Origin of the sequence: Pseudanabaena cinerea FACHB-1277, assembly GCF_014696345.1 — a bacterium.
GTDB classification, from domain to species: domain Bacteria; phylum Cyanobacteriota; class Cyanobacteriia; order Pseudanabaenales; family Pseudanabaenaceae; genus Pseudanabaena; species Pseudanabaena cinerea.
Map to the genome: position 1 here is coordinate 1 of NZ_JACJPY010000046.1, position 25,365 is coordinate 25,365.

The following is a 25,365-nucleotide window of genomic DNA, read 5'->3' on the forward strand; positions in this document are numbered from 1 at the left end:
ACTGCATTTTCTTGTTACTATTTTTATTCCTCTTTATTCTTCCTATTTCTTCCTTGCTTGTACATAAGTATATTTACTTACCGCAAACTTGGGATGCTCCCTGAAGATAGAACATTGGCAACCACAAACCAAATATTCATCTAGACAACTTGATTACAGAAATTTGCTAGGTGCTTGCATGGGCAATCAAGGAGCGCGTCCTCAAAATCAACATTGCGACACCAGAAAAGGTGATAGTGAAATTACTATCAATCCCATCGAAGGTGATAAAAATTGTGAAAACTTAATCAAATATCGTCCTGATGGTAGGATTTACTCCGATGATGTATCTATCAATCACGATTTGAATGAAACTTTAAATCTAAATCTTGGCTTTCTGAAGAAAAATCGTAGTGATGCCCTTTTTATAGTAATTCGGAAACTTGATGAGAAGTTTTCAAATAAAACTTGGGCTAAAATCACAGTACAGAAAGAAATAGACAAGTTGAATACAAAAGATGAGAATGGCTTTTACGATGCGTATTGCCAGTTTATAGTTTCATACCTGAAATCCAAGTTATAGCGATCTGGGACACATAAAAATTCGCTTGCTATTGCTAGTGTCACAACATTATTAGGGATTAACATACAATTATCCCCGTAGTATTTGCTAAAATTAAATACACATCTTTAAGGTTTAGCTATGTCTGAAATCGCTATAACTATAAACAAGAATACTCATGAGGTTCTTTTAAGACTGTCTAAACAGTCTGGTGAGAATTTGCAAACTTTGCTAGATAAGGCAGTGGAGCAATATCGAAGACAATTGTTTCTTTTGCAAGCAAATCAGGCTTTTGTGGCTTTAAGGAAGAACGAGTTATTGTGGCAAGATGAGCTTAATGAGCGTCAGGAATGGGAGCAAACTCTAGCTGACGGGATTGATGAGTAATGCCTCAAAAGATTGCAAGGGGAGAGATATGGTTAGCAGATCTTAATCCAGTGAGAGGTCACGAACAGGCGGGGAAGCGTCCTTGTTTAGTGGTTTCTGTAGATTTATTCAATCAGGGATCTGCTGGCTTAGTGGTTGTTGTGCCTATCACTTCAAAGGATAAATCAATTCCTTTTCATGTGGCGGTTAATCCTCCAGATGGAGGTTTGAAGGTAAAAAGTTTTATTAAATGTGAAGATGTGCGATCAATTTCTGTCGAGAGGTTAGATAAGCGCTTAGGATCTTTATCTATTCAGGTATTTGCAGATGTAGAGGATCGATTACGCATTTTGATGGGGCTATAGTTGATTTCAATATTTTCATCAGCTAGAAACTTCATGAAGCTTGCTCCACCTGACGCGCAATTAATCTGTCTCGCAATCCTTGTGGATCAAACCTTGCCTCGTTCATTTTGCGGATTGCTTGTGCTTGATTTTGCCTTTGCTGTAAGTATGTTTCGACTTCTTGCTGATGATTGAGGTAAAAGCTAATTGTGCTATAGACATCGGCTAGTTTTAGGGATGGATAACGATAAACAATTTCTTCAGCCGTTGCGCCATTCTGCAAGGTATTGACGACTGTATCAAGGGTGACGCGGGTTTTGCCAACGCGCACTACGTCATCGGTGTCGATTTTGAGTGGAACTGGTTCGTTAGTAATTATTAATGTCATAATAGTTTTAGAGATTACTAGTATTTGTGTTTCCAAAATTTATCATAATTCCAAAATCTAATGATTGCATTTAATTTTGTTTTTCACAAAAAAACTAGGTCGTTGCTGACCGTATTGTCCATAATAGCAAGCCTTTCAGTTTCTCCAACAATTTTAGCAAAAGTCAATATAGAATCAGAATCTCCAAGCATTGAGTTAAATAATAGGCTAGACAGATGTCGCTTCAAAGGATTTACGGTGACTGATGAGCCTACTACAGAATATGATCTGCGTAACTTAGTTGAAAAATGCGAATCTAAACTAAAAATTAGCTATCCAGAAAAAGACGAATTACTAAATAGATTAGATTATTGTTTACAAAAAGGATATAAAGAACAGAAATTACCAACTAGGATGACTTTAGTAGTTCTTAATGATCTAGTAGCTCAATGTGAAAAACAATTAGGTGTAAATTCTAATAATGTTGTAATTGTAATTGTAATTGGATTATTATTTGTAGTTTTCATGTTTTCTATCGCATCAAATTCTAATCACAACTCTGGAAGCACTTATGTAGATTATCCAGAGACAGATGAAATAAGAATTAAATATAACCAGCAGATTCTAGTTGATCAAACTCTTTTGCAAATTGATCAAATGTCAGAACCTGAATTTAAGAGATTTTTATCGGATGTTTATTTGAAATTAAATTACACGATTAGTTTAAATGAAAAACCTTCTAATAATTCAAGCAAATTAATCATTACTACATATGATAACTCACAATCTATAGTTATTCAGGGAATAATATTCAAATCAGAAGTAGATCGAGAGCGGTCTGAGCGAAATTCAATTAGAGAAGCATATGCAGATATTCGACTGTATAATGCTAATTATGCTTGTGTTTTCTATAACTCATATTTCACTTATATTGTAAAAGAAGAAGCAAAACAGCTTGGCTTAGTATTATGTGACCGAGATGAACTACAAAATTTAATATTTAAATATCTTTTTGAATAAAAAAGCAAATTAAGAGTATTCAAAAAATATTAGATAAAATTATCAAACAATCAAATTTACAATATTTCAACATATGCAAATCAGGTTGACCATAAAAAATTATAGATGCTTTACTGAAGCTAACCCCGCTAGAATAACTATTCGCAAAGGGTTTACTGCACTAATAGGAATTAACAATTCTGGGAAAACGACTCTCCTGAAATTCTTTTATGAATTTCGCTATCTTTTGGAAACCATTAAAAATAAAGATACTTGGGAATTCTGTCTAGCTGAATCTACAAGACAATTACGTCTTCCAAAAGAAATCATAGATAATCAGGAAATTTTCTGTAATGCTAATGACCGTCCAATATCTATAGAGATTGAATTTTCGCGTGAAAACGATTCTGAAGCCAAAGAGATTCTACTTCCAAAAAAATTAATTTTTATAGTTGAAAGGAATATGTCATATTCTTTTCAACTGTTTGCAAATTATGGGCTACTAACATCTCAAAGATTTAAAGTTGTGGATACTGGTAAGTCATTTAAGTTTCAGCAAACAAGTTTTACTGATGAAGAAATGCATCAAGGAGGTTATGATGATTATGTACCTGTTTATGTAGAAATACCATATATTGAGTTTGCAGATCTTTTACACTCTTTAGGTAATACTCTATATATTGGAGCTTTTCGCAATTCAATAAATCTTTTTCCTACTGATGATTTAGGTGCAGTTAGAAACATACAGTCACTTCATGCTAGTTATTTTGATATTAATGTTGGATTGACTCTTATTAAACAGTGGCGTGAATCTAAAACTGGTAAGGATAAAGAATTAATTAGACGGATATATGCCTTGCAAAATGATATTAAGCGGATATTTGGTTTTGATGAACTGGATATTAATGCTTCAGTAAATGATCAGACAATTCAATTTGTTATTAATAATAATGAAGTCTATAATCTGTCAGAGCTAGGTGCTGGTCTTTCTCAATTCTTTTTAGTTCTTGCAAATGTTGCTATTAAACAACCTGCTTATATACTCATTGATGAACCTGAACTAAATCTACATCCTTCACTTCAACTGGATTTCTTAACTACTCTTGGTAACTATGCTAGTCAAGGAGTTATTTTCAGTACACATAGTATTGGACTAGCAAGAGCGAGTGCTGAGCAAATCTATGTAGTTCGTAAAGTAGATAAATATAAAGGTAGTGAAATAATTGATTTTGATAATGCAAAAAGTTCAAAATATTTATCAGAATTTCTTGGTGAGCTAAGTTTTTCTGCATACCGAGAATTTGGCTTTAATAAAGTTCTTCTTGTTGAAGGAGTAACAGAAGTTAAGACAATTCAACAATTTTTGCGTAAGTTTGGAAAAGATCATGAAATTCTTTTGCTGCCTCTAGGTGGTGGTAGCCTCATCAACGCAAATTTCAGAGATGAGCTACAAGAGGTCAAACGTATTTCAGATGATATATACGCATTAGTTGATAGTGAAAAAAGTTCTCCAGAAGAAACTTTATGCCCTAGAATACAAGACTTTGCAGATATGTGTGAAGAAATTGGAATTAAATGTCATGTGCTGGAGTATCGAGCTACTGAAAATTATTTTCCAGATCATGCGGTAAAGGCAGTTAAAGGAAATAGTTTTTCTGCACTTGCTCCTTACGAAAGCCTCAAAGATAGAACGCAATTTGGATGGAGTAAAGCAGATAACTGGCGAATTGCTAAAGAAATGACTAATGAAGAGTTGTTAGAAACTGATCTCGGTAGATTTATTAAACAGTTAATTGCTGAATAGATCTGCCGAAAAGCTATAATCAACCGCAAGTCTATAAATTTTTGTAAATATGTCGTCTCCAACCCCTGACGTACCAGCGAGCGAGTCTCGCGAAGCCCGTACCCGCCAAATGCTCGGAATGAAAGGTGCGGACGTGCAAGGCGCTTCCATCTGGAAGATCCGCCTGCAACTGATGAAACCGATCACATGGATACCCCTAATGTGGGGCGTACTCTGTGGCGCAGCCTCCTCTGGCGATTTTACATGGTCGATTGAAAATGTCATGCGATCGCTGCTTTGTATGCTTATGTCAGGACCTTTGCTGACGGGCTATACCCAAACCATCAATGACTACTACGATCGCGAAATTGATGCCATTAATGAACCTTACCGCCCCATTCCATCGGGAGCAATTCCATTAAATCAAGTGATCGCCCAAATTTGGATCTTGCTACTTGGTGGTATCGGTGTCGCCGCCATCCTTGATATTACGGCTGGTCACGGTGATTTCATTATTACCAAATTAGCGATCGGCGGTTCATTCCTTGCCTATATCTACTCTGCACCACCTTTGAAACTCAAGCAAAATGGTTGGCTCGGCAACTATGCCCTTGGTGCTAGTTATATTGCTCTGCCTTGGTGGGCAGGTCATGCCCTCTATGGCACATTAAATTGGACAGTGGTGGCTGTGACGTTATTTTATAGTCTTGCAGGGTTAGGGATTGCCGTAGTTAATGACTTTAAGAGCGTGGAAGGCGATCGCGAGCTAGGTTTGCAATCTCTGCCCGTCATGTTTGGGGTGCAGAAGGCAGCATTACTATCGGCAACGGCGATCGATGTTTTCCAAATCGGCATTGCTGTGTATCTAGTCACCGTTGGACAGCAATTATTAGCGAGTTTGATCGTGCTGTTAGTGATCCCGCAGATTACTTTCCAAGATATGTACTTTTTGCGCGACCCGCTTAAAAATGATGTCAAATATCAAGCCAGCGCTCAGCCATTTTTGGTAATCGGGATGCTAGTGGCAGGTATTGCGATGGGAAATGCAGGAATTTAGGGAGTAGAGAAACAGCGCTTTGTGCTGTTTCTCTATTGTAAATGCCCCAGTTGGCAGTATGCAGGCTTAAGGCGATCGCTTTAGCATCAACAGATAATTGTGATTGAAACTATGCTTGAACGTCAAAAAAATAGAAATTACCTGCAAAATTATTTACAGAATAGATCTTCAAGATTATCGAATTTTCTGAATGCGGATCTATCTAAAGCTCTATCTAAAGCTCTATATTCAGCAATTGGATTTGCCTTAGTTTCCTGCGCGGCAGCACCACCTCAAGGCGGTGGATTTGGCGCGATTCCTGTACCGATCGCCTCTGTGGAGACAGCAACCGTTACTGATAGCGCCGATTATGTGGCAAACTTGCAGTCGCGCCAATCGGTGGCATTGCAGTCCCGTGTTGATGGCTATGTGCAGGAAATCTATGTTAAGGCGGGCGATCGCGTGGAAGCAGGTGCGCCCATTTTGCGGATCGATCCTGCACGGCAACAGGCGATCGTGCAGCGATCGGTTGCCACCGTTGCCACCAGCCAAGCCGACTTTGAAAGTGCTAGAGCTACCCTTGCCCAACTTCGCGCTCGCCGTGAATCGATTCTATCCGATGTGGATTTTAACCAAAAGGAATTTAATCGCTTTTCCCAACTGTCAGCAGAGGGGGCGATCGCCCGTCAAAAGCTAGATGAAGTTTCCAATGGATTGAGGAATGCTAAGGCTGAGTTAGGACAAATCGAAGCGCAAATAGCGGCGCAAGAAGCAAGCATCAATAGTGCAGCGACACGCATTGAAGAAAGTCGAGCTAGTGCTATTCAAGAAGAAGTGCAATTGGATTTCTATACGGTGACGGCTCCTTTTGCAGGGGTGGTCGGCGATATCCCGATCAAGGTGGGCGATAATGTCAGCAACAGCACCGAATTAACTACAATTACCCAAAATCAAGTTCTCGAAATTCAGATCGCTGTGCCTGTGGAAAATGCGCCCCGCTTAAAAATGGGAATGCCCGTTGAGCTATTGGATAGTCAAGATAAACCCCTAGTTAAGGGCAATGTGGCTTTCATTTCTCCAAGTATCGATCCGCAATCACAATCGGTGTTAGTAAAGGCGAACTTTAACAATGGCAAGAACCAATTGAAGGTGAATCAATTTGTGAGAGCGCGGCTAATTTGGGCTTCGCGATCGGGTGTGCTTGTCCCCACTTCGGCAATTTCGCGCCTCGGTGGTCAAGATTTTGTATTTGTTGCCGAATCCCCATCAACCACTTCGCAAGCACCTACCCCGCAAGCGCCTAATGCCCCCCAATTAGTTGCCAATCAAAAAGCAGTCAAGCTGGGCAAAATTATTGGTAATAAGCAGGAGGTATTGGAAGGGCTGAAACCCAATGACAAAATCGTAGTTTCGGGAATTCTGCAACTACAAAATGGTGCAGCGATCGCCCCTGCTCCTAGCACAAGTAAGTAGCTCACCATAGTTATCGCGGTTTTCAAATGAGTGCGTACTCATTTGAAAAAGAAAAAATAAACACAAGCCCAGTGAGAGTTTTGAGTTTTCATTTTGCCTACGGCAAAATGAAAACCGCTATAAGAACTAAACTCAGAATCCGTCCTGCTTGCATTGCGGAATGGACAACATGAGAACTAGGATTGCAAATCCTTTGGAATTTGGCTAGAACTGTATAGAATTGTGGCAAATCCACTAATGTACATGAATAGGCTATAAATAGCCGCAGGTATTGCCATATCTTGATTATTGAGCATTCCTGCGGTAATAGCGATCGCTAAGGTTCCATTTTGAATACCAACCTCGATCGCCACCGCAATTTGTTGAGGTGGGCTAAGCTTTAATAACTTGCTGATCATCAAACCCGAAGCCATCGAAAGTATATTTAATAAAATTACACCTAAACCAGCCTGAACAATAAACTCAGGTAAGCGACTCCATTCTCTAATTAGAAGAATTAAAATAATCAAGGCTAAGAAAGCGATCGCAAGGCGACCAGTGACCTTTTCGAGGCGGTGAGCTATCTGGGGAAACTGATATTGTATATACATTCCAATCACAATCGGAATGATCGTAATCAGAAATATCTGCCCCATCGTAGAGCCAATTGGCAAAGCGATCGCGGCAATTTGTCCTAGAAAATGATTTAAGGCAAGGTTTGCCAATATAGGAATTGTGAAGATCGTAATGATGCTGCTACATACCGTTAATGTGACGGACAAAGCCACATCGCCCTTAGCCAGATAGGTGATCATATTTGAGGATACGCCTCCTGGGGAAATGGCTATGATCATCAATCCCGCCGCGATCGCGGGAGGCATAGCGATAACCTGCGTAATTCCAAAACCAATGATCGGTAGCAAGAGAATCTGGCTCAGTAAGCCTACCGACACAGCTTTGGGCTGTTGAGTAATGCGCTGAAAATCTTCTTGCTTAAGAGATAGTCCCATGCCTAGCATAATCAATGCTAAGGCGATCGGCAAAACCAGCGTAGTAAATATACTTTCTTGCATAGATTTTCTGTCAGTTAAAAACTAAAAAGAGGTGGCGCAAAGCGCCACCTCTTTTTGATAGAAATTTAGATAAAATCGCGGGGGTCGGTGACTTTACCTGTAATCGCTGAAGCTGCCGCCGTATAGGGAGAAGCTAAGTAAATTTGTGCCTGTTTATTGCCCATGCGTCCAGGGAAATTGCGGTTAGTAGTGGATACACATACTTCCACTTCATTGATTCTGCCAAAGGTATCTTGAGGACCGCCGAGGCAACCTGCACAGGAGGGTGAGGCTGGCTCAAGGCAACCCGACTGCAAGAAAATCTCTGAGAGGGTTAATCCATCAATTTTGAGGGTAAAGAGATCGTTGTAAACCTTTTGGGTTGCTGGCACAATGTAGGTGGGAACCTTGACCTGCTGCCCCTTGAGCAGTTGCGCTGCATGGTAAAAATCTTCAGTTTTGCCCCCCGTACAGGAGCCGATGTACACACGATCAATACTGACATCTTTCACTTCCCTAACTAGTGCGCGATTGTCTGGAGAATGGGGTTTTGCCACCACAGGCTCTAGTTTGGAGACATCGTAATGCTTGACATAATAATATTCAGCATCAGCATCAGCATATAGTGGCTCAAAGGGCTGATCACTGCGCGATCGCACATAGTCGAAAGTGGTTTGGTCGGGGGCAATCACCGCATTTTTGCCGCCAGCTTCGATCGCCATATTGCAGATCGTCATCCGTTCTTCCATCGTCATTTTGGCGATCGCCGATCCCGAAATTTGCAATGCACGGTAATTTGCGCCACTAACGCCAATATCGCCAATCACCTGCAAAATCAAATCCTTTGCCAAAAGATAGGGAGGCATCTCGCCATCAAAAATAAACTGCATTGAAGCAGGCACTTTGAGTAAAAGCTTGCCTGTTCCCATCACAAAGGCGGCATCGGTATTGCCGATCCCTGTGGCAAATTGTCCAAAGGCTCCTGCATTGCAAGTATGGGAATCAGTGCCAAACAGAACTTCCCCAGGACGAGTATGTCCCTCTTGGGCAAGGGCAATATGACATACCCCTTTATAATCTGGGTTTGCCTTAAAGTCCGATAGATCGGTAATATCGTAGAAATATTTGATGTCTTGTTCTTTGGCAAAATCACGCAAAATGTCGAGGTTGCGATTAGCACGAGCATCTTTAGTAAAAATATAATGATCGGGAATCAAAACAATTTTCTCGCGATCCCAAACCTTTGCATCATTGCCAAATTCACGCTTAAATACACCAATTGTTCCAGGACCACAAACATCATGGGTCATTAGCAAGTCGGCATTCACCCAAATATTTTCGCCAGGACTAACGTTGTTGCGACCCGATGCTTTTGCCAAAATCTTTTCGGTGAGTGTCATGCCCATAGTTGTGGTTCTCTTAGTTGATAGAAAATTTAAGTTAGTAGGTTAGGCGGTATCTAATTATACAGCAACCCTATGAGATTTTTGAGGGGGCTAAAAAGGATTCTGCAACTTTTACATTAGCGACACTGCCAATGATAAGTGGAGTGCGGGTATGTAGGCGATCGGGAATCACATCTAAGATTTCCTCAGAGCCTGTGGTCGCACGCCCACCTGCCTGCTCGATCAAAAGTGCAAGTGGTGCTGACTCATAGAGCAATCGCAATTTGCCATCGGGATGTCCGAGCGCCCCTGGATAGAGAAAAATGCCACCCTGAAAGAGAATGCGATGAATATCTGCAACTAATGCGCCTGAATAGCGGGCTGACATTCCCTTTTGCAAGTGAATATAGCGAATATATTCCCGTATGGGTTCTTCCCATTGCCAAAAGTTCCCTTCGTTGACGCTGTAGATTGAACCCTCTTGAGGGATAGTAATATTTTCCTGAAAGAGAATAAATTCACCGATGCTAGGATCAAGGGTAAAGGCATGGACACCTTTGCCAAGGGTATATACAAGCATCGTACTTGTGCCAAAGAGAATATAGCCAGCCCCCACTTGCTTACGTCCAGACTGAAGTAAATCTAACGCATCCCCTGACTCGTCATTCCCTTCCTGTTGGCGAATTGCAAAAATAGAACCGATCGCTAGGTTCACGTCAATATTGCTGGAGCCATCAATGGGATCATAGAGCAGGGTATAGCGACCGACGGGACAGTTTTCAGGAATATAATAGGGCTTTTCCATTTCTTCGGAAGCAAGGCGGCAGACTAGCCCACTTTGTTCAAAGGCGCGGAGAAATACGCGATTGGCATAGTGATCCATCTTTTTGACGGCTTCCCCCTGCACGTTTACCTCACCTGTTACACCAAGAACGTTTTCGGCGATCCCCGCAAGACTGAGATGGCGGGCGATCGTTTTACCTGCTAGTCCGATCCTGCCCATCAGGGCGCTGAGGTCAAAGGCTTCTCCAGAAAATGTGCCAAATTGCGAGAGGACGTGCTGCGAGAGGGTCATGAAGTCTCGACCGAGGGCGAACTCTTCGGCGGGCTTGAGTCTGGTGGAATCAGTCATGGCTTTTACCTTGAGGCTTGCTTGCTATCAGTCTAGTTCACAGATTCGCTTATATCACCAAGTATTCCAAAAATATTAATCTTGTAAGATTAATCTTGTAAGTAGCTCACCATTATTAAAGTTAAAAGCTAAAAGCTAAAAGCGATTGGCACAGTCTCAGGCTTTGGATTTTCATTATGATGAGCTACTTATCCAAAACATTAAGTCTTATGTGGAATCAGCCAAAAGCCCAATAAGAGCAAATCAGAGTCATGATACGATACCTCTGGTTTCTACTCAATCTTTAATTGATCGAGAAACCACAAACCACAATCAAATTGAAAAATTAATAGCATGAATCTCGTTACAAATTTGCGTAAGGCAGCAACTATCCTCCTCTCCCTAGTTGCTTCCATCGTGTTGGTTCTTGGATTTGCCATTGTTTCTGATTCTACACCTGCGATCGCTGGATATGACCCATTTATTGGTGAGATTGAGCTTCTACCCTATTCATACTGTCCAGAAGGCTTTTTAGAAGCAAATGGACAGACTTTGCAAATCAGTCAAAACCAAGCTTTATTCTCTTTGCTCGGCACAACCTTTGGTGGCAATGGAACTACAACTTTTAATCTCCCTGACCTATCAGGAAGATTTCCTATGGGGATTGGCAGAACTGCTGATCGTAATATTGTTTTAGGTCAACAGGCTGGCAGCGCGACCGTCACCTTGAATGTCAACTCGCTGCCAGCTCACAATCACGGCTATGCTACTAGCACCGTAGCTGCGGCTAATGCTACAGCAGAAGCTGGATCTGGCACGGTAACTGTTGTGAAATCAATTACTGCCAATGCTGGTAATGCCACTACAGCAAATACTGGCAGTGGTCAGCCAGTGAGCATTATACCTCCCTATGTGGGGATGAGATATTGCATCGCCACGCAGGGCATCTATCCTTCTCGTCCATAGTTCTAAAAGCTCCCCCAAAAAATCTTTTAAGAAGTAGGAATTTCTTCCTTCTTATTTTTAAAAGCTACGGTGTAAACAAAAGTCTTTATCGACTAAGTTTAAAGGTGTTTAATCTGCCCCTTTGAAAAAGCTATGGTGTACACACAACAGGGAGGGAACAAGATTTCTAGTTTTTTCCCCTTGCAAAGGGGAATTAAGGGGGGGATTGAGACTTGTGTGGACATAGTAGCTTGGGACTTTAAGTAACAGTCCTGTAATAAATTACGGGCTAAAAGCTTAAACCCGTTTCAACGGGTTGATCTTAGAAGTATTTTAGTCGGCTTCTGATTTTAGCTGTCAGCCAAGAACTTGAGTTATTGGTTTGTTTGCGTAAGTCCTATAGCTTTGCAAAAAGGGGGAGGATTTTCTTCTTTCCCCTTTGCAAGGGGGATTGAGGGAGATCTTTGAACTCACGCTATAGCTGATAACCTGTGTGTACAAGGTAGCTTTTTAGGGGGGGATTGAGAGGTCGCAAAACTTTAAATGCAGAGAGAGCTATATCTGATTGACTGACAAAAGTGTTTGTAATCCTTGTTAGGCAAGATGTCTGACCTACAAATTTAAAATCCCTGTAGCATGAGTATTCTATTCGATCGCTGTTTGCCATTGGGAGCAGATTAAGACATACTCATTGGCAAAGCAAACAATCATCGAGATAGTTTATTATGCAATTTTGGCGATCGCGATTACGAATTTTTTTGAGCATCATGGTGGGACTGATCATGGCGATCGCCCTCCATGCTTGCCAAGGTGAAACCAATGTTGCTAATGGTGATAGCAACAATACGCCCAGCCCTAAAACGAACCAGACTGTTGCTACGACCAAACCCTCAGAGCAGCCCCCAAAAGCGGTAAAATTGCCGCCTGCGACCAAAGCGATCGTCGATCGCGTTGCCAATGGGCTGTACAATCCGCCAAGGGGTGATGTCAGATTGGCGGTAATTAGCGATTTGAATAGTGCCTATGGCTCCACCGATTATGAACCAGAAGTGGATAAAGCGATCGCCTTACTTCCATTTTGGCAGCCCGATCTGGTGGCTTGTAGTGGCGATATGGTGGCAGGTCAATATCCATCGCTGACGGAAGAGCAGATGCAAGCGATGTGGGCTGCCTTTGATGATCATGTGGCATCTCCATTACGGAAGGCAAAACTGCCCTTTGGGGTTACAATGGGGAACCATGACGCATCCAGTGCTAAGAGCGGTTCGGGTAAGTTTTTGTTCGCTCGCGAACGGGATGTTGCGACAAAGTATTGGAATGATCCTGCCCACGATCCTGGGGTGGAATTTGTCGATCGCTTTGAGTTTCCCTTTTATTACACGTTTAAATATAAGGATGTCTTCTTTTTGATTTGGGATGGTTCATCGGATTTGATTCCTAAAGACAAATTGGCATGGGTGGAGAAGGCATTGCAAAGCCCTGAAGCGAAGGCGGCGAAAATCAAGATTTTAATAGGACATTTGCCGCTCTATGCGGTGACGGTGGGACGGGACAGCGCTGGGGAAGTGATGTCCAATACGGAAGAATTACGCGCCATGCTAGAGCGCAATCAGGTTCACACTTACATTAGCGGACACCATCACGGATATTACCCCGCGCATAAGGGTAAACTGCAATTGCTGCATATGGGCGTTCTCGGTGCGGGTCCACGCCCCTATCTTGGAGGTCGGATGCCGCCCCGTAAATCCATGACGATCTTAGATATCAACTTTGCCTCTCCCGAACTGACCACCTACACTACCTATGACATGAGAACGATGCAGCCGATCAAATATGACGAGTTGCCACGTTCGATCAATGGACATAATGGCATGGTGTTACGGCGGGATCTGAAAATGGAAGATTTGAGTACTTCTGAGCGAACCGCTTGTGAGAAACAATTGGGAGCGAGTCTCTGTAGTGCCTAATTTTTCTGGTGATCAGATTTCTGGTGAGCAGGTTCTTAGTCGTCCGAGGCGATCGCTTTGGTTAGATGCCACATTTCAGAAAACCTCACAAGGTCTAGCGATCACGATCCTGTTGTTAGTGGCGGCGATCGCCTTTGAACTAGCGATCGCGGCAATTCCTGCGCTGAAGGAATTTGGCTTAGGCTTTCTCTGGACGATGGAATGGAATCCTGTTAAAAATATCTATGGGATTTTGCCACAAATTTATGGAACTGTCGTTAGTTCATTAGTGGCGATCGCTTTGGCGATGCCCTTGGGTTGAGGCATTGCGATTTTTCTCAATGAAGATATTGCACCTAAAGCTGTTCGTGTACCGATTTCCTTTGCGACCGAATTACTGGCGGCGATTCCTAGCGGCGTTTAGTGGGTTGTGGGGGATTTTTGTGTTGTTGCCAGCGCTGCGACCATTAATGCGCGGACTGCATCAAAACTTGGGATGGATTCCTTCTGAGATATTTTTAGGGAAGATTAAAAAATGGAACGATCCCGCGATCGCCTCTCTTAATCCCAATGTGCCCCTTCCCGATCTCCCAATCACCGTAATCCATCGCTCCGATGGCAGTGGCACAACCGCCGCATTTACTGCTCATCTCAGCGCCACTAGTCCCGAATGGAAGAACGAAGTGGGAACAGGACTGAATGTGTCATGGAAGACTGGCACTGGCATCAAGGACAATGCGGGTATCAGCGCCCAAGTCCAACAAGGGGAAGGTGTGATCGGCTGTGGAATATGCCTTTGCCAATTATCAATTTTATTGGGAATATTTCAATCTAATTTCACAAGGCAATTTAGAAAGGATGAGTTTCCATTAGAGATTGCTAATTTATTCGCTCATGTGTGTAAATAGGTGAAGGGAGAGACAAGAAGACGACGGAGGAAGTCGAAATCAATATTCTTCGGCTATATGTTGTGTCGGTTGCCCTTGCGAAAATCCTCTCAGTATCAGCACGAGCTGACTACAGTTGTAGTGGCTTCCTGATAAGATCGTCTAACAGTTCAGTTAGGGGAAACTTGATCCTGTTTATGTCTGTTGTTGCGTTAAAACTTTTTTCCTATTTTTCCATTTCACCTGTTTGCCTCCATGAGCGCTTTTTCTTTGATAACAAATAGATACAGGTTAAATCTTTATGACCTTAGAGCCTGTTTGAAAAGTTTTGATCCGCCTAAATCCCCCTTAAAAATGGGACAGAAACTAAATCCCCCCAATCTCGCTTAAAAAGAGGAATGGGGGGATCTAGAGAATTCTTAAATGGTTTCTGAATACAAGTTAAGCTTGAGCAGCTTTCTTGCGCTTAGCAACCAACATACCAGCAGCAGCAACTAACCCAAGAGCCATGCCTGGAACTGGCACAGGTCTAGCCGCTCTATAAGCGTGGTTGTCTGATTCAAATGCAGTTCCAGTTGAACGCAAGATCACGGTGTCAAACTGTTTATCAACACTGTTTGCAAAGAAATCTACATATACGTTAGTGTATGCATTAGTCCAAGATGCAAACTGGGTATTTGGCAAATTGTATTTTTCCTTAACCAAGTTAGCAATTTGCTGACCGCCAAATGTTGCTAAAGATGTAGCACCTTGCTTAAACTCAATGCTGTTGTATGTGTCGATGGAACCCCAGTACAAACCAAAGTAGTCCACTAATCCACCGAATGAAACTACTGCTTGCTGTCCTTTATTTAAAGTAAGATATTTGGTTTCATTTTTGAAAGGAGTTGCGGACAGACCTGATACACTGCCGAAAAATAGCTGAGCAGCACCACTTGGGCTGTACTGAGCAAAACCTGTGGATGGAGCGCCCGCAACAGAGTTAAAATCAATTGTTACTGCTCCTGCGACTTGTGATTTGCAACTATCAGGAGCTAGGCAGCTTACAGAAGATGTCACATCAGTAGTAAATCCGCTAGCACTTGCCGAGCCTACGCCGACGGAAGTTGTTAAAATTCCTAGTCCAACTGCAATTAATGCTTTCATAATCTTTACTGCCTAAAACCTGTTTGTTACTTTTGTAAGTTTGAATCATTTCTCATGGATTAAACTATAGGTCACTTTCACTAAGGCTACAAGGTTGATAGGTTATCAGTTTAGTTAGTTTTTGTTAGGAAAAGTTATAAGAAAGTTATATCAAAGCAGATAGTGGCAATATTTTAGAAATTACGCAAAATTACTAGGAACTAGAGTTCTTCGTTCAAAGCTAAAGCCTGCTTTAGCAGACTAGAGAAGATCTATGATCAGTCCGTTTCAAGGTGGTTAAGCTTTCGGCCTACAATTTATATTGTAAGGCTAAGGATCTAGTTCAGCAATTACTGTCACGTCTCCTGCGGTATTTGCCTGAACCACTACCGCAGCGCCCGATCGCGGCACAATCCCAGTGAGGGCAGTGATATTTACCTGATGCGTCACCATAACTACTACGCCATCCTGTTGCTGATGTTCTACTATCAAACGACGGGTCTGGATGGTTTGGGCATCTTCAGTACTACGATCGCGAAAGAAAGAGTTGAGAGCAGGCTCAGGTTTCACCTCACCTAAATTTAAAAGCTTGGCAGTTTCCAAACAACGACACCATTGACTTGATAGAACTTGCTGTATCGGAATGCGCCGCTTCCGAAACTCAGCCCCCGCTTGGCGAGCTTGTGCGCGTCCTTCCTCTGACAAATTGCGCTGGGTGCTACAGTCATCTATCTTAAATTGCTCAGGATCGCCAGTACCTGGGGCGATCGCATGGCGCATGAGGACAACTTTGCCTTTACCCCTGAGGGCGCTCCATTCGTCATTGATCCCAGATTGAGCGTCAGAACGAAAGCTGACCACTGCGGATATCATCATCGTACTGGCGATCGCTACTATGTTTTGGATCATTATTTTCTCATTGTTTTATCGTTATTTATTTGAGCGCGATGCTTCGTGTCACTCTCAGCAAACTATGGCAACCCTCAAAACCCTAGCCCTTCCTGTAAGTCAACACAAAATGCTGTAGCGATCGCTTGAGAGCTTTAATATCAATGGGTTTACTGATGTAATCATTCATACCTGCCTTCAAACAGCTCTCATAGTCTTCGGGCATTACATCCGCCGTCAAAGCAACGATCCAAGGACAGCTTGCCGAGCCTGAACGTTGCCGAATTAACTTTGTGGCTGTGAGTCCATCCATTACAGGCATCTGCACATCCATTAGTACTAGATCATAGCTCAGGGTTGGGGGTGGATCACCCTGTCCAAATAGCAAAGCCAAACATTCTTCGCCATTATTGGCAATGGCGATCTCATATCCCATTCTCTCAAGCATGATCTGCACAATTTTCTGATTAAAAATATTATCTTCCACTAGTAAAATTCTGAGAGGTAAATCCTTGGCATTTACTTCAGAAAGGTCACTAGGGGGCTTGGCGATCGCTACTTTCGGCATTTGGGATAGTGGCAACTGCACCGTGAAATAAAACTTAGCACCGTGGCGATCGCCAGTTGCATAATTGGGCAGCCAATTAGGAGGAGGGTTGCCGCCAATATTGCCATGACTCTCCACCCAAGTATGCCCACCCATCATTTCCACAAAGCGCTTGCAAATGGCTAGCCCCAAACCCGTGCCGCCATATTGCCTGCTAATGGAAGCATCGGCTTGGGTGAATGGTTTAAACAGCGAACCAATGCGATCGCGGGGAATGCCAATCCCTGTATCGGCGATCGTAAATTCAAATTCATAAATTCCTTGCCCTTCCTGTTGTAGAGGCTTGCATTTATAGGCGATCGTCACATCCCCATGTTCAGTAAATTTGATGGCATTGCCGATTAAATTGATCAAAATTTGCTTTAAGCGTCCCTGATCGCCGATGAAATAGTTATTGTTTGCATCATTGTTTGCTTCATTGATGTGGTATTGCAACTTAACCCCCTTGTCAGCCGCCTGTTTGTTCAGCAAATTACAAACAGAATTCACGGTGTTGAATATGTTAAACGGCTTTTGTTCAAGTTGCAGCTTGCCTGACTCCAGTTTTGAGAAGTCCAAAATATCATTGATGATCATCATCAAAATATCACCGCTATCCAAAATCACCTGCACAAAATTCCTTTGATCTTCCCGTAGTGGCGTTGTTGCTAATAATTGCGCCATGCCCAAAACCCCATTCATCGGAGTGCGGATTTCATGGCTCATATTCGCCAGAAAATCACTTTTAGCCCTATTAGCTGCCTCCGCTAATTCCTTCGCCTTCGCAAGATCTACTTCCGTTTCCTTTTGCGACGTAACATCAAAAACGACCCCATACCAATAGATATCTCCATTACTGCGACGTTCTGGTTGTGAATTAAACTGTAGCCATTTAGTTTTACCTGAGGTTGTAATGATACGACATTCATGCAGCAAGGTTTTGAGCGTTCTACTGCTCTCTGCAACTTTATACAAAAGACCATCAATATCATCACGATGTACTTGTTCAAAAACAAGATTAGGATTTTGGCAAACTGTCTCTACAGTAATTTCGTTAATATTTTCAAATCCAGGGCTAACGTATTCAAAGGCACTAGAGCCATCGACATGTTGCACAAAGATCTGGATTGCCCCTGGGACTGTTGCCATGATCTTCTGGAAGCGCTCTTCGCTCTTTCTGAGAGCCATTTCTGCTTCGCGGCGCTCTTTGACATCCCTAGCCAGGCACAAAACTGAATGATTATCAATCTTGACAATTCTCACCTCTTCGCAATACAGATTACCATCCATCTCAAAAACCTGTTCGTAACATTGCGCTTGACCCGTGGCGATCGCGGTTTTTATTGCCCTAAATTTGCGATCAGCAATCTCTGGAGGCAACACCGCAAATATGCTCTTGCCGACAATATTACTTGCACTTGAAAATAAGTGATGGCGCAATTCATGCTGTTTTGACTCTAGATAAATGCCATCGTCACTAATGAGATTGATCGCATCTGGCAAATTATCAACAATAGAGCGCAACTTATTTTCGCTATATGCCAATGCCCTAGTACGTTCCTGTACCTGTCGCTCTAGGGATTCGTTAGCGATTTGTAGATCTTGATAGATTAGTGATTGCTGAATGGCGATCGCTAGTTGGGTGGAGACTTGGTGCAGAAATTGCATTTCATAATCATGCCAATGGCGCGGGGCATCACACTGATGCACAATCAACAGCCCCCATAAGGTTTGATAACCTTTGCCAACATAGTCAGTTAGCACAATCGGTGCGACCAAATTTGCTTTTACCTGAAATGCTGACAACATCTGCACATGACAATCGGAGAAATTGGAGTTATAGATATCTGAACTGGCACAAATCTGTCCCTCAATATACTTCTCCATCTGTGCCTGTTCAGGCATGACACAAGGACAGTCCGATGTAAAATTCATACAGGATATCCAAGGCTCAATCACTGACTCGGCAATTATTTTCCTGGTTTGGTCAGCATTAAATTTATAAATGACTGTGCGATTTGCTTGCAAAAATTGGCGCACCTCAATGGCGATCGCTTGGCAAATATCATTTAGGATCAAATTTTGGCGAACTTTGAGGGCAATGCGCGAAACAATCAACTCCCGCTTTTGTGACTGTTCTAACTGTTCATTCAAAACTAAATAGGCATATAAATTCCGAATACTCTGAAGTAATGAAGATTGTGTAACTTCAGACTTGATCAGGTAGTCAAATGCGCCAGCCTGCATGGCATCAACCGCATCCCGCACATGATCGCTACCCGTAATCACAATTACGGGCAGTTTGGGGATCACGCCCACATAATCATCATTTTTTCTAATAACATTTTTAAAAATATTGTTTTGGAGAATCTTTTCCTGCTGCTCATCATAGATCTCCTGTTGCATGGTCTTGAGAATTTGCATTCCGCTACCATCAACCAAGCGCAAATCTATCAATAAAACATCGGGCTGACGCGATCGCCACATTAGTAATCCATCTTCAATCGATTCTGCCTCTAGAAACTGATATTTATTCTCTGAATCATGCTCAATATAGTGTCGATACAAAGCACGATCAGTCCTTGAATCATCCACAATCAAAATGGTTTTTTTGGTGAGCATAGGGTCAAAGCGGTATTAACAGCCTTAGGGAAAGATAATTATGGATTTGGTTTAACGGTGTAGTCATCAAGAATCTCGCGCCCCTTGCGAGTCAAAGATTCCGAACCTTCTAGCAATAATAAATACTGTCCTCTCGCCAAACAATTGCGACATGATATCGACAAACTACTTTTAAAAAACCAGCCATACATTGTACCCAAAAAGCCACCCAGCCCAATGCCAACTAGCCCTGAAGTGGCGGCGATCGTAAACAAAGATTGCGACCAATCAAGATTTGCTAAGTTTAACTTGAAAACCAAATGCAGGATCACGCCCATGACCGTACAGGCACTGCCAACCCAAAACATCCCCGCCTTGGCATAGCGCCATGTCGTATGGGCTGGACTAAATAGCCCCACACTATCAGGGTTGCTGTAACCCTTGCCAACTAGAGCAAGGTTTTCGGGAGAGATGCCATGACATTGCAGCAGACGATATGCTTCAAAGGCTGACGACTCGTCTGGCAGCACAGCAATCATAAGTCGCGAATGTTTTGAGCGGGTGTGAGTCACAGGTTATGCCTTATGTCGCCTGAATGTGATTCAAATATAACAAATCGAGAAATAGCTTCGTCATTTCTTAATTTAAAAATCCTTATTTTCGAGAACGCTGCCAAACTTTAACCTTGCCATCCAGACTACCACTGACTAGAGAACTAACATCATCGCTAAAATCCACAGACGAAACGCCGCGATCGTGTCCTGTTAAGGTTTGGATGAGGGTTTTGTCCTTGACTGACCAGATCTTAATACTTTTGTCAGCACCAGCACTTGCCAACAAGCGATCGCCTTTGCTAAAAGCAACTATATGCACCTCATTAGTATGCCCTGTCAATACATCCTGCTGACCCGTACTCACATTCCATAAACGCACTGTATTATCTTCCATTGCACTAGCGATGAGTTTATTGTCATAGCTATAGACAATCGATCGCACCGCACTTCCTCTTTCCACAATCGTCTTCAGCACCTTGCCGCTTGCCACATCCCAGATTCTAATTGCACCATCCTTACTACCACTAACTAGCAGCTTACTATCAGCCGAAAAGGATACGTCATAGACCCATGATTTCTCTGATAACAATTGCCTCTGCTTGCCTGTCTCCACATCCCAAATCCTGATAGTACTGTCAGAGCTAGAACTAGCCACCATCTTACCATCAGGGCTAAAAATGGTCGTATAAACTCGTTCCTGATGACCTTCGAGATTTGCCAAAATCCTACCCGTCTTAACATCCCAAATAATTGCTTCGCGGTTGTCACTGCCGCTAACCAATTTAGTTCCATCGGGGCTGAAGAAAACATCATAGACTCTGCCTTTATGTCCTCTAAAGGTTTGTAAAATTTGATTGGTTTGGAAATCCCACAGTTCAATATTTTGATTGGAAGTCCCGATCGCTAAAGTCTTCCCATCAGGGCTGAGGCTAACCCCATAGATATTGTCATTACTGGCAACAGTGCCACCACTATTACCGATCTCCTTAACTAGAATAAATTTGGCACTAGCATCACTGTTACCATTAACTAGATTGGAATTCTGAGGATTGCGATCATTTTGAGAACTTTGAGCAGAACTAGTTTGATCTGTTAAGGCTTTTTCCTGTTGTTCTGCGTCACTTGCAACGTTAGCAGGTTTTGGTGATTCGCCCATCAGTAAGATCATTGCAGTAATAATGATTGCCCCGATGGTGACGATGCCTAAGCCAATATGCCAAGGGCGGAAATGCTGCAAAATTACGGATGGACTAGTGTTCGGGTTGTCCGTTGAATTGGTGAATGGATTCGCGGATGGATTGCTTGCTAGGTTAGTTGCGGGAATAGCTAAATTGCCGTTGCTCCGATCCATATGCCGATCTATTGGTGTAGGTCGGTTTGATGAGGGCTGGTTAGATGGGCTGGCGGCTTTGAGATGGGTAGAAGCCTGATTTGCGATCTCTTCATGGCTGCTGATTTGGATGGTGGACAGATTGTGACTAACATTAGAAATGGGAAAGCGATCGCAAAAATTCTTAATGGCTTCGTAGGCAGTGTCGGCACTGGCATAGCGTTGACGAAAATCAAATTTGACCATGCGCGACAGAATATCAGCAAGTTCTGGATAAATTTGCGGGGCGTGTTGTCGCCAGAGAATTTCTAGGTTTTCATCTTTGCCCAAGTGACTGGGCATGATGCCTGTGAGGGCTTGAATGCCGATCATGCCGATCGCATAGATATCACTGGCAAATCTCGGTTCACCATGCGCCTGTTCGCTAGGCATATAGCCTGGAGTGCCGATGCCCACGGTGAGGTTAGTCAGTTCTTCACCAGTGGCGATCGCGGTGGAATTGGCGATTTCTTTAACCACACCAAAATCAATTAAGAAAATCTGCCCATCACGGCGGCGAATAATATTTTCAGGTTTGATGTCGCGATGGATCACATGGTTTTGATGCACAAAACTGAGAATTGTTAATATATTTTGTAACAGGATCGCTACAGTAAACTGTTCCCAAGGTTTACCCCGCAACAGCTCGTGGCTGAGATCTCTGCCATTGATATATTCCTGCACCAAATAAAATTCTGCTGCCTCCTCAAAGTGGGCAAACAGTTGTGGAATTTGCGGATGTGTCCCCAGTCGATAGAGTACTTGCGCTTCAGTTTCAAACAGGCGGCGCGAAACTTTGAGGACACTAGCTTCTTGGACACGCGGACTCAAACGTTTGATAACGCGGTTAGGGCGATCGGGTAAGTGTAGATCACGGGCGAGATAAGTTTCCCCAAACCCTCCACCTCCGAGGAGGCTGATCACTTCATAGTGTCCACCAATTACTTGCCCTGTTGTCAGACTCATAAATTTTTTATCTGGATGCCTTGGACTCCCTATAATCTTGGCATATGGAGAGCTTTGCGTCTCAACAAAACTTAAAGTTATGTCCAAATTATGTGCAAATTATGTCCAAAAGATTTAGAAACACAGCGTTTGGCGCTCTAACCCCACCCCGCAACCTCGCGGACTTGGCTAGTTTACTTCGCACAAGTACTGCACAAGTACTTAGCTGTAATCTGTAAACGCTATGTGAGCGCCGTAAAACAATATTTTCAATATTTTCAATATTTTTAACGCCCTTCACTGGATTGATAATGCTATAAATGTGAGATCGTGCAAATCAAAATTGCGAAAATCAAATTGCGAAAGTCAAATTGCGAAAATCAACCTGCTAGATAGGGACTATGAACCGATTACCTCAATATCGCCCTAAGCAAATGTCCTTAGGTCCCCTAGAATCAGAACTGTTGCAGATTATCTGGGAACAGGGGCTGATTAGCGCCAGTGATATCCACGATCGCATTCTCAGTGATCCTGACCGTGAGCTTGCCTATGGCTCAGTGATGACCGTCCTTCGCCGCCTTGAGCAGAAGGGATGGGTGCGGTGTGAGAAGCAGGGGCGCACACTCCTATGGCAAGCGCGGATCACCTCCCAAGAGGCGCAGTCGCTTCAGGCATACGATCGCCTCAATCGCTTTTTGGCTGTGGGTGATGCTGACATCGTGGCGGCATTTGCCAATGATCTTGACCACGATAGCCTTGATAAATTAGAGGCGATCGCCCAGCGTTTGCAGAGTTTGCGCCAGTCCAGAGAGCAGTCATAGTCAGGTTAGAGCCATGTACCTCTTCATTTCTCCCAGTTTCCTACACTTGTCGCCCCCGTTTCTGCCATCCCAATTTTTACCGTCATTTATTTCTGTGCATTCAGTGATGATTGGTGGATCGCTGATTTTGGCATGGTTGCTACGCTACGGCTGGCGATCGCCCCATGATTGTCAGCTCAACTTACAAGAACGTTGGCAAAAGGCACTAGTAAGGTTTGTGCTGTCGCCTCTTTTAGTATTTGTTAATGCGATCGCCATTTTGAGCATGGGTTCCGCAGGGCAGATGATGGGAGTGCCAGTGGGCAAGGTGAGCTATGCGATCGCGGGTATATTTTTGCTCTATTGTGGGGGGCGGATATTGCAACTGATCCTCACAGGATGGCAATCGCTCAAGCGCCTAGAAAACTTGGCGATCGCCCATAGTGACCATGACATCGCCCCAAGCATTAGCGCCGATGCCAAACTCATTGATATTAATTTACCCTTTGCTGCCCAAATTGGTTTTTGGCGATCGCGACTTTTTGTAAGCACAGGTCTGCTCAATACCCTTGATGCCTCACATCTCGAAGCGGTGCTATGTCATGAACGCGCCCATGCCCATTACCACGATACATTTTGGTTCTTTTGGCTAGGTTGTTGCCGCCAGATTATGCCTTGGCTGCCTAATACCCAAGCCCTCTGGGAAGAACTCCTGCTATTAAGAGAATTACGTGCCGATCTTTGGGCAGCCCAATATACCGATAATCTTTTATTAGCCGAGTCTTTGGTGGTGATGGTGCAACATAGGATTGCACCTGCATTTACACCTGAGTTTACATTTACAGCAGCCTTTGGCGAAAATCAGAATAATTGTGCTAGTCGGCTAGAGGAAAGAATTAATTTCCTGTTGACAACATCTGAGTCATTACCCAAGTTCTCTTGGCGATCGTTCCTATGGCTCGGTTTTGCATTGATGCCTCTAATCGCGATGCCTTTGCATTCCTAAACACCAAGTCTGCCATGGTTTACAGCGCTTTACGCTGATTTAAAACCCAAAGATGTTTTTAAGCCGCAGTGCTTAGCGTTGCCCCGAAATATCTCTATATTACTCAAAGCCTCAATAATGCTGTAAATAACGTAAACTTCTATGGATCAATCGCCCAGAGCCGCCAGGTCTCAATTTATCCGTATCAACCGTGGCATTAGTCAGTTTAACAATGACTATTATGCTGCTTTGGGCTTGCCGATTATTAGTAGTCCGATTTATATTCGCCATGTCTATGTCAGCATTGCGCGAATTTTGCACCCCGATATCTATGGTTTTACCCTTGAACAGAAAGCAATTGCGACAGAATATTTAGCAAAGTTAGTCAATCCTGCTTACAACATTCTCATGAAAGATGAGGAGCGCAAAGCTTATCAAGGGATTTTTCAGTTGTTAGCCAAACGACTCATGCAGAAGTCTCGCAACATTCCCATCTATTCAAGTATTGCCTGTGAGTTGATGCAGTCTCCTAGTGATGGCTTTTATGAACGCGCTGTGTCAGCGATCGCCAAAGTTCAATTTCAATCCCTTGATCTAGTTCTCGAATATACTGCCCAAATTAGCGAACTGAATCTTGTTTATATTCTCTATAAAGAAGGATATCGCTATGATGATTTGTATATGCCGCCTGTACTGTCGCCGCAGCCAACTGCCTTTAGCCCTGTTGGGAGCTTCTTAGGGACAGATTCAGGGCGTGTATATCCTCCATTAAGTTCTGGAGTTTCGCAACCTTTACCAAATCAACCTTTACCAAATCAACCTAGAAGCCACCCCCCATCTGCGCCAATACCACCCCGAATGACCAACCAGAGTGATAGCACGGTCATTCAAACCGCTAATAAAGCAAATCGGTCAATCGCTGATCGCCTAAGCATTATTGAGGTCTGTATGAGTCAGGGCAATTGGAAAGTTGCTTTGAAAGAATTAAGGGAAGTTTTGCAGATCGAGCCAAATAACAGTCAGGCGCACGCCATGTTAGGAGTGGTGTATAAAAATATTAATCAGCCCCAAATGGCAAAAATCAGTTTGATGCGATCGCTGCAAATTAATCCCCATCAGCCCTTAGCCCTCAAACATATTCAAGATCTACAAAGACCTGCCACTTCTGAAAAATCCCCTGAGCCACAACCCATCATTTCAGCGCCCCAAAAGCGCAACTGGCTGTCTAATTTACTGGGCTGGACTAATAATGAGAGTAAGTAGTATACAGTGCTTTGCGCTAACTTAAAAACCCAGAG

General features: G+C 43.1%; 22 protein-coding genes and 1 pseudogene. 14 read left to right on the forward strand and 9 right to left on the reverse strand.

The window, feature by feature from the left end:
• Positions 1-178 precede the first annotated feature (178 nt).
• From H6F44_RS13950 to H6F44_RS13960, 3 genes are all read left to right on the forward strand, one after another.
• Positions 179-562 carry a hypothetical protein gene (locus tag H6F44_RS13950; RefSeq protein WP_190351636.1) on the forward strand — a complete coding sequence of 128 codons (384 nt, stop codon included), beginning with the start codon at positions 179-181 and terminating at the stop codon, positions 560-562.
• A 120-nt stretch (positions 563-682) separates the two neighbouring features.
• Entirely contained in the window at positions 683-928 is a 246-nt protein-coding gene (locus tag H6F44_RS13955; RefSeq protein WP_190351637.1) for a toxin-antitoxin system protein, read from the forward strand.
• Complete coding sequence (locus H6F44_RS13960) at positions 928-1,272, forward strand: type II toxin-antitoxin system PemK/MazF family toxin (protein ID WP_190351638.1); 345 nt, start codon at positions 928-930, stop codon at positions 1,270-1,272. The genes H6F44_RS13955 and H6F44_RS13960 overlap by 1 nt, the downstream gene beginning before the upstream one ends.
• A 31-nt stretch (positions 1,273-1,303) precedes the next feature.
• On the opposite strand, the gene H6F44_RS13965 is transcribed toward H6F44_RS13960, so the two are convergent.
• A complete protein-coding gene (locus tag H6F44_RS13965; protein WP_190351639.1) occupies positions 1,304-1,639 on the reverse strand; it encodes a DUF433 domain-containing protein in 336 nt (111 codons plus the stop codon).
• Between the two features lie 60 nt (positions 1,640-1,699).
• On the opposite strand from H6F44_RS13965, the gene H6F44_RS13970 reads away from it, so the two are divergent.
• The 4 genes from H6F44_RS13970 (at position 1,700) to H6F44_RS13985 (ending at position 6,909) form a co-directional block, all read left to right on the forward strand.
• Positions 1,700-2,638 (forward strand): restriction endonuclease, encoded by a 939-nt coding sequence (locus H6F44_RS13970; protein ID WP_190351640.1) that lies wholly within the window; start codon positions 1,700-1,702, stop codon positions 2,636-2,638.
• Between the two features lie 73 nt (positions 2,639-2,711).
• Positions 2,712-4,421 carry an ATP-dependent nuclease gene (locus H6F44_RS13975; protein ID WP_190351641.1) on the forward strand — a complete coding sequence of 570 codons (1,710 nt, stop codon included), beginning with the start codon at positions 2,712-2,714 and terminating at the stop codon, positions 4,419-4,421.
• A gap of 49 nt (positions 4,422-4,470) precedes the next feature.
• On the forward strand, positions 4,471-5,457 hold the full coding sequence (gene chlG / locus H6F44_RS13980; protein WP_190351642.1) for a chlorophyll synthase ChlG: 987 nt from the start codon (positions 4,471-4,473) through the stop codon (positions 5,455-5,457).
• A gap of 111 nt (positions 5,458-5,568) precedes the next feature.
• Positions 5,569-6,909, forward strand: a complete 1,341-nt coding sequence (locus H6F44_RS13985) for an efflux RND transporter periplasmic adaptor subunit (RefSeq protein ID WP_190351662.1) — start codon at positions 5,569-5,571, stop codon at positions 6,907-6,909.
• A 176-nt stretch (positions 6,910-7,085) separates the two neighbouring features.
• Here H6F44_RS13985 and H6F44_RS13990 read toward each other — a convergent pair whose 3' ends face one another.
• The 3 genes from H6F44_RS13990 to fbp form a co-directional block, all read right to left on the reverse strand.
• Positions 7,086-7,961, reverse strand: coding sequence for a bile acid:sodium symporter family protein (locus tag H6F44_RS13990; protein WP_190351643.1), 876 nt, complete (start codon positions 7,959-7,961; stop codon positions 7,086-7,088).
• A 65-nt stretch (positions 7,962-8,026) separates the two neighbouring features.
• Entirely contained in the window at positions 8,027-9,346 is a 1,320-nt protein-coding gene (locus tag H6F44_RS13995) for a 3-isopropylmalate dehydratase large subunit (protein ID WP_190351644.1), read from the reverse strand.
• A 70-nt stretch (positions 9,347-9,416) separates the two neighbouring features.
• Positions 9,417-10,457 carry a class 1 fructose-bisphosphatase gene (gene fbp / locus H6F44_RS14000; protein WP_190351645.1) on the reverse strand — a complete coding sequence of 347 codons (1,041 nt, stop codon included), beginning with the start codon at positions 10,455-10,457 and terminating at the stop codon, positions 9,417-9,419.
• Between the two features lie 333 nt (positions 10,458-10,790).
• Between fbp and H6F44_RS14005 the strand changes: the two genes are divergently transcribed.
• From H6F44_RS14005 to H6F44_RS24050, 4 genes and pseudogenes are all read left to right on the forward strand, one after another.
• Positions 10,791-11,402 carry a phage tail protein gene (locus tag H6F44_RS14005; RefSeq protein ID WP_190351646.1) on the forward strand — a complete coding sequence of 204 codons (612 nt, stop codon included), beginning with the start codon at positions 10,791-10,793 and terminating at the stop codon, positions 11,400-11,402.
• A 704-nt stretch (positions 11,403-12,106) separates the two neighbouring features.
• Entirely contained in the window at positions 12,107-13,348 is a 1,242-nt protein-coding gene (locus H6F44_RS14010) for a metallophosphoesterase family protein (RefSeq protein WP_190351647.1), read from the forward strand.
• Positions 13,341-13,649, forward strand: coding sequence for an ABC transporter permease (locus tag H6F44_RS14015; protein ID WP_190351648.1), 309 nt, complete (start codon positions 13,341-13,343; stop codon positions 13,647-13,649). Before H6F44_RS14010 ends, H6F44_RS14015 begins: the two co-directional genes overlap by 8 nt.
• Before the next feature lie 184 nt (positions 13,650-13,833).
• Positions 13,834-14,109, forward strand: a pseudogene (locus H6F44_RS24050) (extracellular solute-binding protein); the annotation flags it as partial.
• A gap of 546 nt (positions 14,110-14,655) precedes the next feature.
• On the opposite strand, the gene H6F44_RS14025 reads toward H6F44_RS24050, so the two are convergent.
• From H6F44_RS14025 to H6F44_RS14045, 5 genes are all read right to left on the reverse strand, one after another.
• A complete protein-coding gene (locus H6F44_RS14025) occupies positions 14,656-15,360 on the reverse strand; it encodes an Npun_F0296 family exosortase-dependent surface protein (protein ID WP_190351650.1) in 705 nt (234 codons plus the stop codon).
• 309 nt (positions 15,361-15,669) lie between these two features.
• Positions 15,670-16,248 (reverse strand): histidine phosphatase family protein, encoded by a 579-nt coding sequence (locus H6F44_RS14030; protein ID WP_190351651.1) that lies wholly within the window; start codon positions 16,246-16,248, stop codon positions 15,670-15,672.
• Between the two features lie 82 nt (positions 16,249-16,330).
• On the reverse strand, positions 16,331-19,435 hold the full coding sequence (locus H6F44_RS14035; RefSeq protein WP_190351652.1) for a response regulator: 3,105 nt from the start codon (positions 19,433-19,435) through the stop codon (positions 16,331-16,333).
• A 38-nt stretch (positions 19,436-19,473) separates the two neighbouring features.
• Positions 19,474-19,986, reverse strand: a complete 513-nt coding sequence (locus tag H6F44_RS14040) for a hypothetical protein (RefSeq protein WP_322096226.1) — start codon at positions 19,984-19,986, stop codon at positions 19,474-19,476.
• Positions 19,987-20,068: 82 nt separating this feature from the next.
• Entirely contained in the window at positions 20,069-22,303 is a 2,235-nt protein-coding gene (locus H6F44_RS14045) for a serine/threonine-protein kinase (protein WP_190351653.1), read from the reverse strand.
• Between the two features lie 380 nt (positions 22,304-22,683).
• Here H6F44_RS14045 and H6F44_RS14050 point away from each other — a divergent pair, with 380 nt between their 5' ends.
• The 3 genes from H6F44_RS14050 to H6F44_RS14060 all read left to right on the forward strand — a co-directional run bounded on the left by H6F44_RS14050 (position 22,684) and on the right by H6F44_RS14060 (position 25,330).
• Positions 22,684-23,103, forward strand: a complete 420-nt coding sequence (locus H6F44_RS14050; RefSeq protein WP_190351654.1) for a BlaI/MecI/CopY family transcriptional regulator — start codon at positions 22,684-22,686, stop codon at positions 23,101-23,103.
• A gap of 13 nt (positions 23,104-23,116) precedes the next feature.
• Positions 23,117-24,088, forward strand: coding sequence for a M56 family metallopeptidase (locus H6F44_RS14055; RefSeq protein ID WP_199302133.1), 972 nt, complete (start codon positions 23,117-23,119; stop codon positions 24,086-24,088).
• A gap of 141 nt (positions 24,089-24,229) precedes the next feature.
• Entirely contained in the window at positions 24,230-25,330 is a 1,101-nt protein-coding gene (locus tag H6F44_RS14060) for a DnaJ domain-containing protein (RefSeq protein WP_190351655.1), read from the forward strand.
• Positions 25,331-25,365 lie beyond the last annotated feature (35 nt).

What these genes read in the sequence shown, in the direction of transcription:
- H6F44_RS13950 (WP_190351636.1), top strand. Translation starts at nt 179, where the DNA reads ATGGGCAATCAAGGAGCGCGTCCTCAAAATCAACATTGCGACACCAGA.
- H6F44_RS13955 (WP_190351637.1), top strand. Translation starts at nt 683, where the DNA reads ATGTCTGAAATCGCTATAACTATAAACAAGAATACTCATGAGGTTCTT.
- H6F44_RS13960 (WP_190351638.1), top strand. Translation starts at nt 928, where the DNA reads ATGCCTCAAAAGATTGCAAGGGGAGAGATATGGTTAGCAGATCTTAAT.
- H6F44_RS13965 (WP_190351639.1), bottom strand. Translation starts at nt 1,639, where the DNA reads ATGACATTAATAATTACTAACGAACCAGTTCCACTCAAAATCGACACC.
- H6F44_RS13970 (WP_190351640.1), top strand. Translation starts at nt 1,700, where the DNA reads ATGATTGCATTTAATTTTGTTTTTCACAAAAAAACTAGGTCGTTGCTG.
- H6F44_RS13975 (WP_190351641.1), top strand. Translation starts at nt 2,712, where the DNA reads ATGCAAATCAGGTTGACCATAAAAAATTATAGATGCTTTACTGAAGCT.
- chlG (WP_190351642.1), top strand. Translation starts at nt 4,471, where the DNA reads ATGTCGTCTCCAACCCCTGACGTACCAGCGAGCGAGTCTCGCGAAGCC.
- H6F44_RS13985 (WP_190351662.1), top strand. Translation starts at nt 5,569, where the DNA reads ATGCTTGAACGTCAAAAAAATAGAAATTACCTGCAAAATTATTTACAG.
- H6F44_RS13990 (WP_190351643.1), bottom strand. Translation starts at nt 7,961, where the DNA reads ATGCAAGAAAGTATATTTACTACGCTGGTTTTGCCGATCGCCTTAGCA.
- H6F44_RS13995 (WP_190351644.1), bottom strand. Translation starts at nt 9,346, where the DNA reads ATGGGCATGACACTCACCGAAAAGATTTTGGCAAAAGCATCGGGTCGC.
- fbp (WP_190351645.1), bottom strand. Translation starts at nt 10,457, where the DNA reads ATGACTGATTCCACCAGACTCAAGCCCGCCGAAGAGTTCGCCCTCGGT.
- H6F44_RS14005 (WP_190351646.1), top strand. Translation starts at nt 10,791, where the DNA reads ATGAATCTCGTTACAAATTTGCGTAAGGCAGCAACTATCCTCCTCTCC.
- H6F44_RS14010 (WP_190351647.1), top strand. Translation starts at nt 12,107, where the DNA reads ATGCAATTTTGGCGATCGCGATTACGAATTTTTTTGAGCATCATGGTG.
- H6F44_RS14025 (WP_190351650.1), bottom strand. Translation starts at nt 15,360, where the DNA reads ATGAAAGCATTAATTGCAGTTGGACTAGGAATTTTAACAACTTCCGTC.
- H6F44_RS14030 (WP_190351651.1), bottom strand. Translation starts at nt 16,248, where the DNA reads ATGATCCAAAACATAGTAGCGATCGCCAGTACGATGATGATATCCGCA.
- H6F44_RS14035 (WP_190351652.1), bottom strand. Translation starts at nt 19,435, where the DNA reads ATGCTCACCAAAAAAACCATTTTGATTGTGGATGATTCAAGGACTGAT.
- H6F44_RS14045 (WP_190351653.1), bottom strand. Translation starts at nt 22,303, where the DNA reads ATGAGTCTGACAACAGGGCAAGTAATTGGTGGACACTATGAAGTGATC.
- H6F44_RS14050 (WP_190351654.1), top strand. Translation starts at nt 22,684, where the DNA reads ATGAACCGATTACCTCAATATCGCCCTAAGCAAATGTCCTTAGGTCCC.
- H6F44_RS14055 (WP_199302133.1), top strand. Translation starts at nt 23,117, where the DNA reads ATGTACCTCTTCATTTCTCCCAGTTTCCTACACTTGTCGCCCCCGTTT.
- H6F44_RS14060 (WP_190351655.1), top strand. Translation starts at nt 24,230, where the DNA reads ATGGATCAATCGCCCAGAGCCGCCAGGTCTCAATTTATCCGTATCAAC.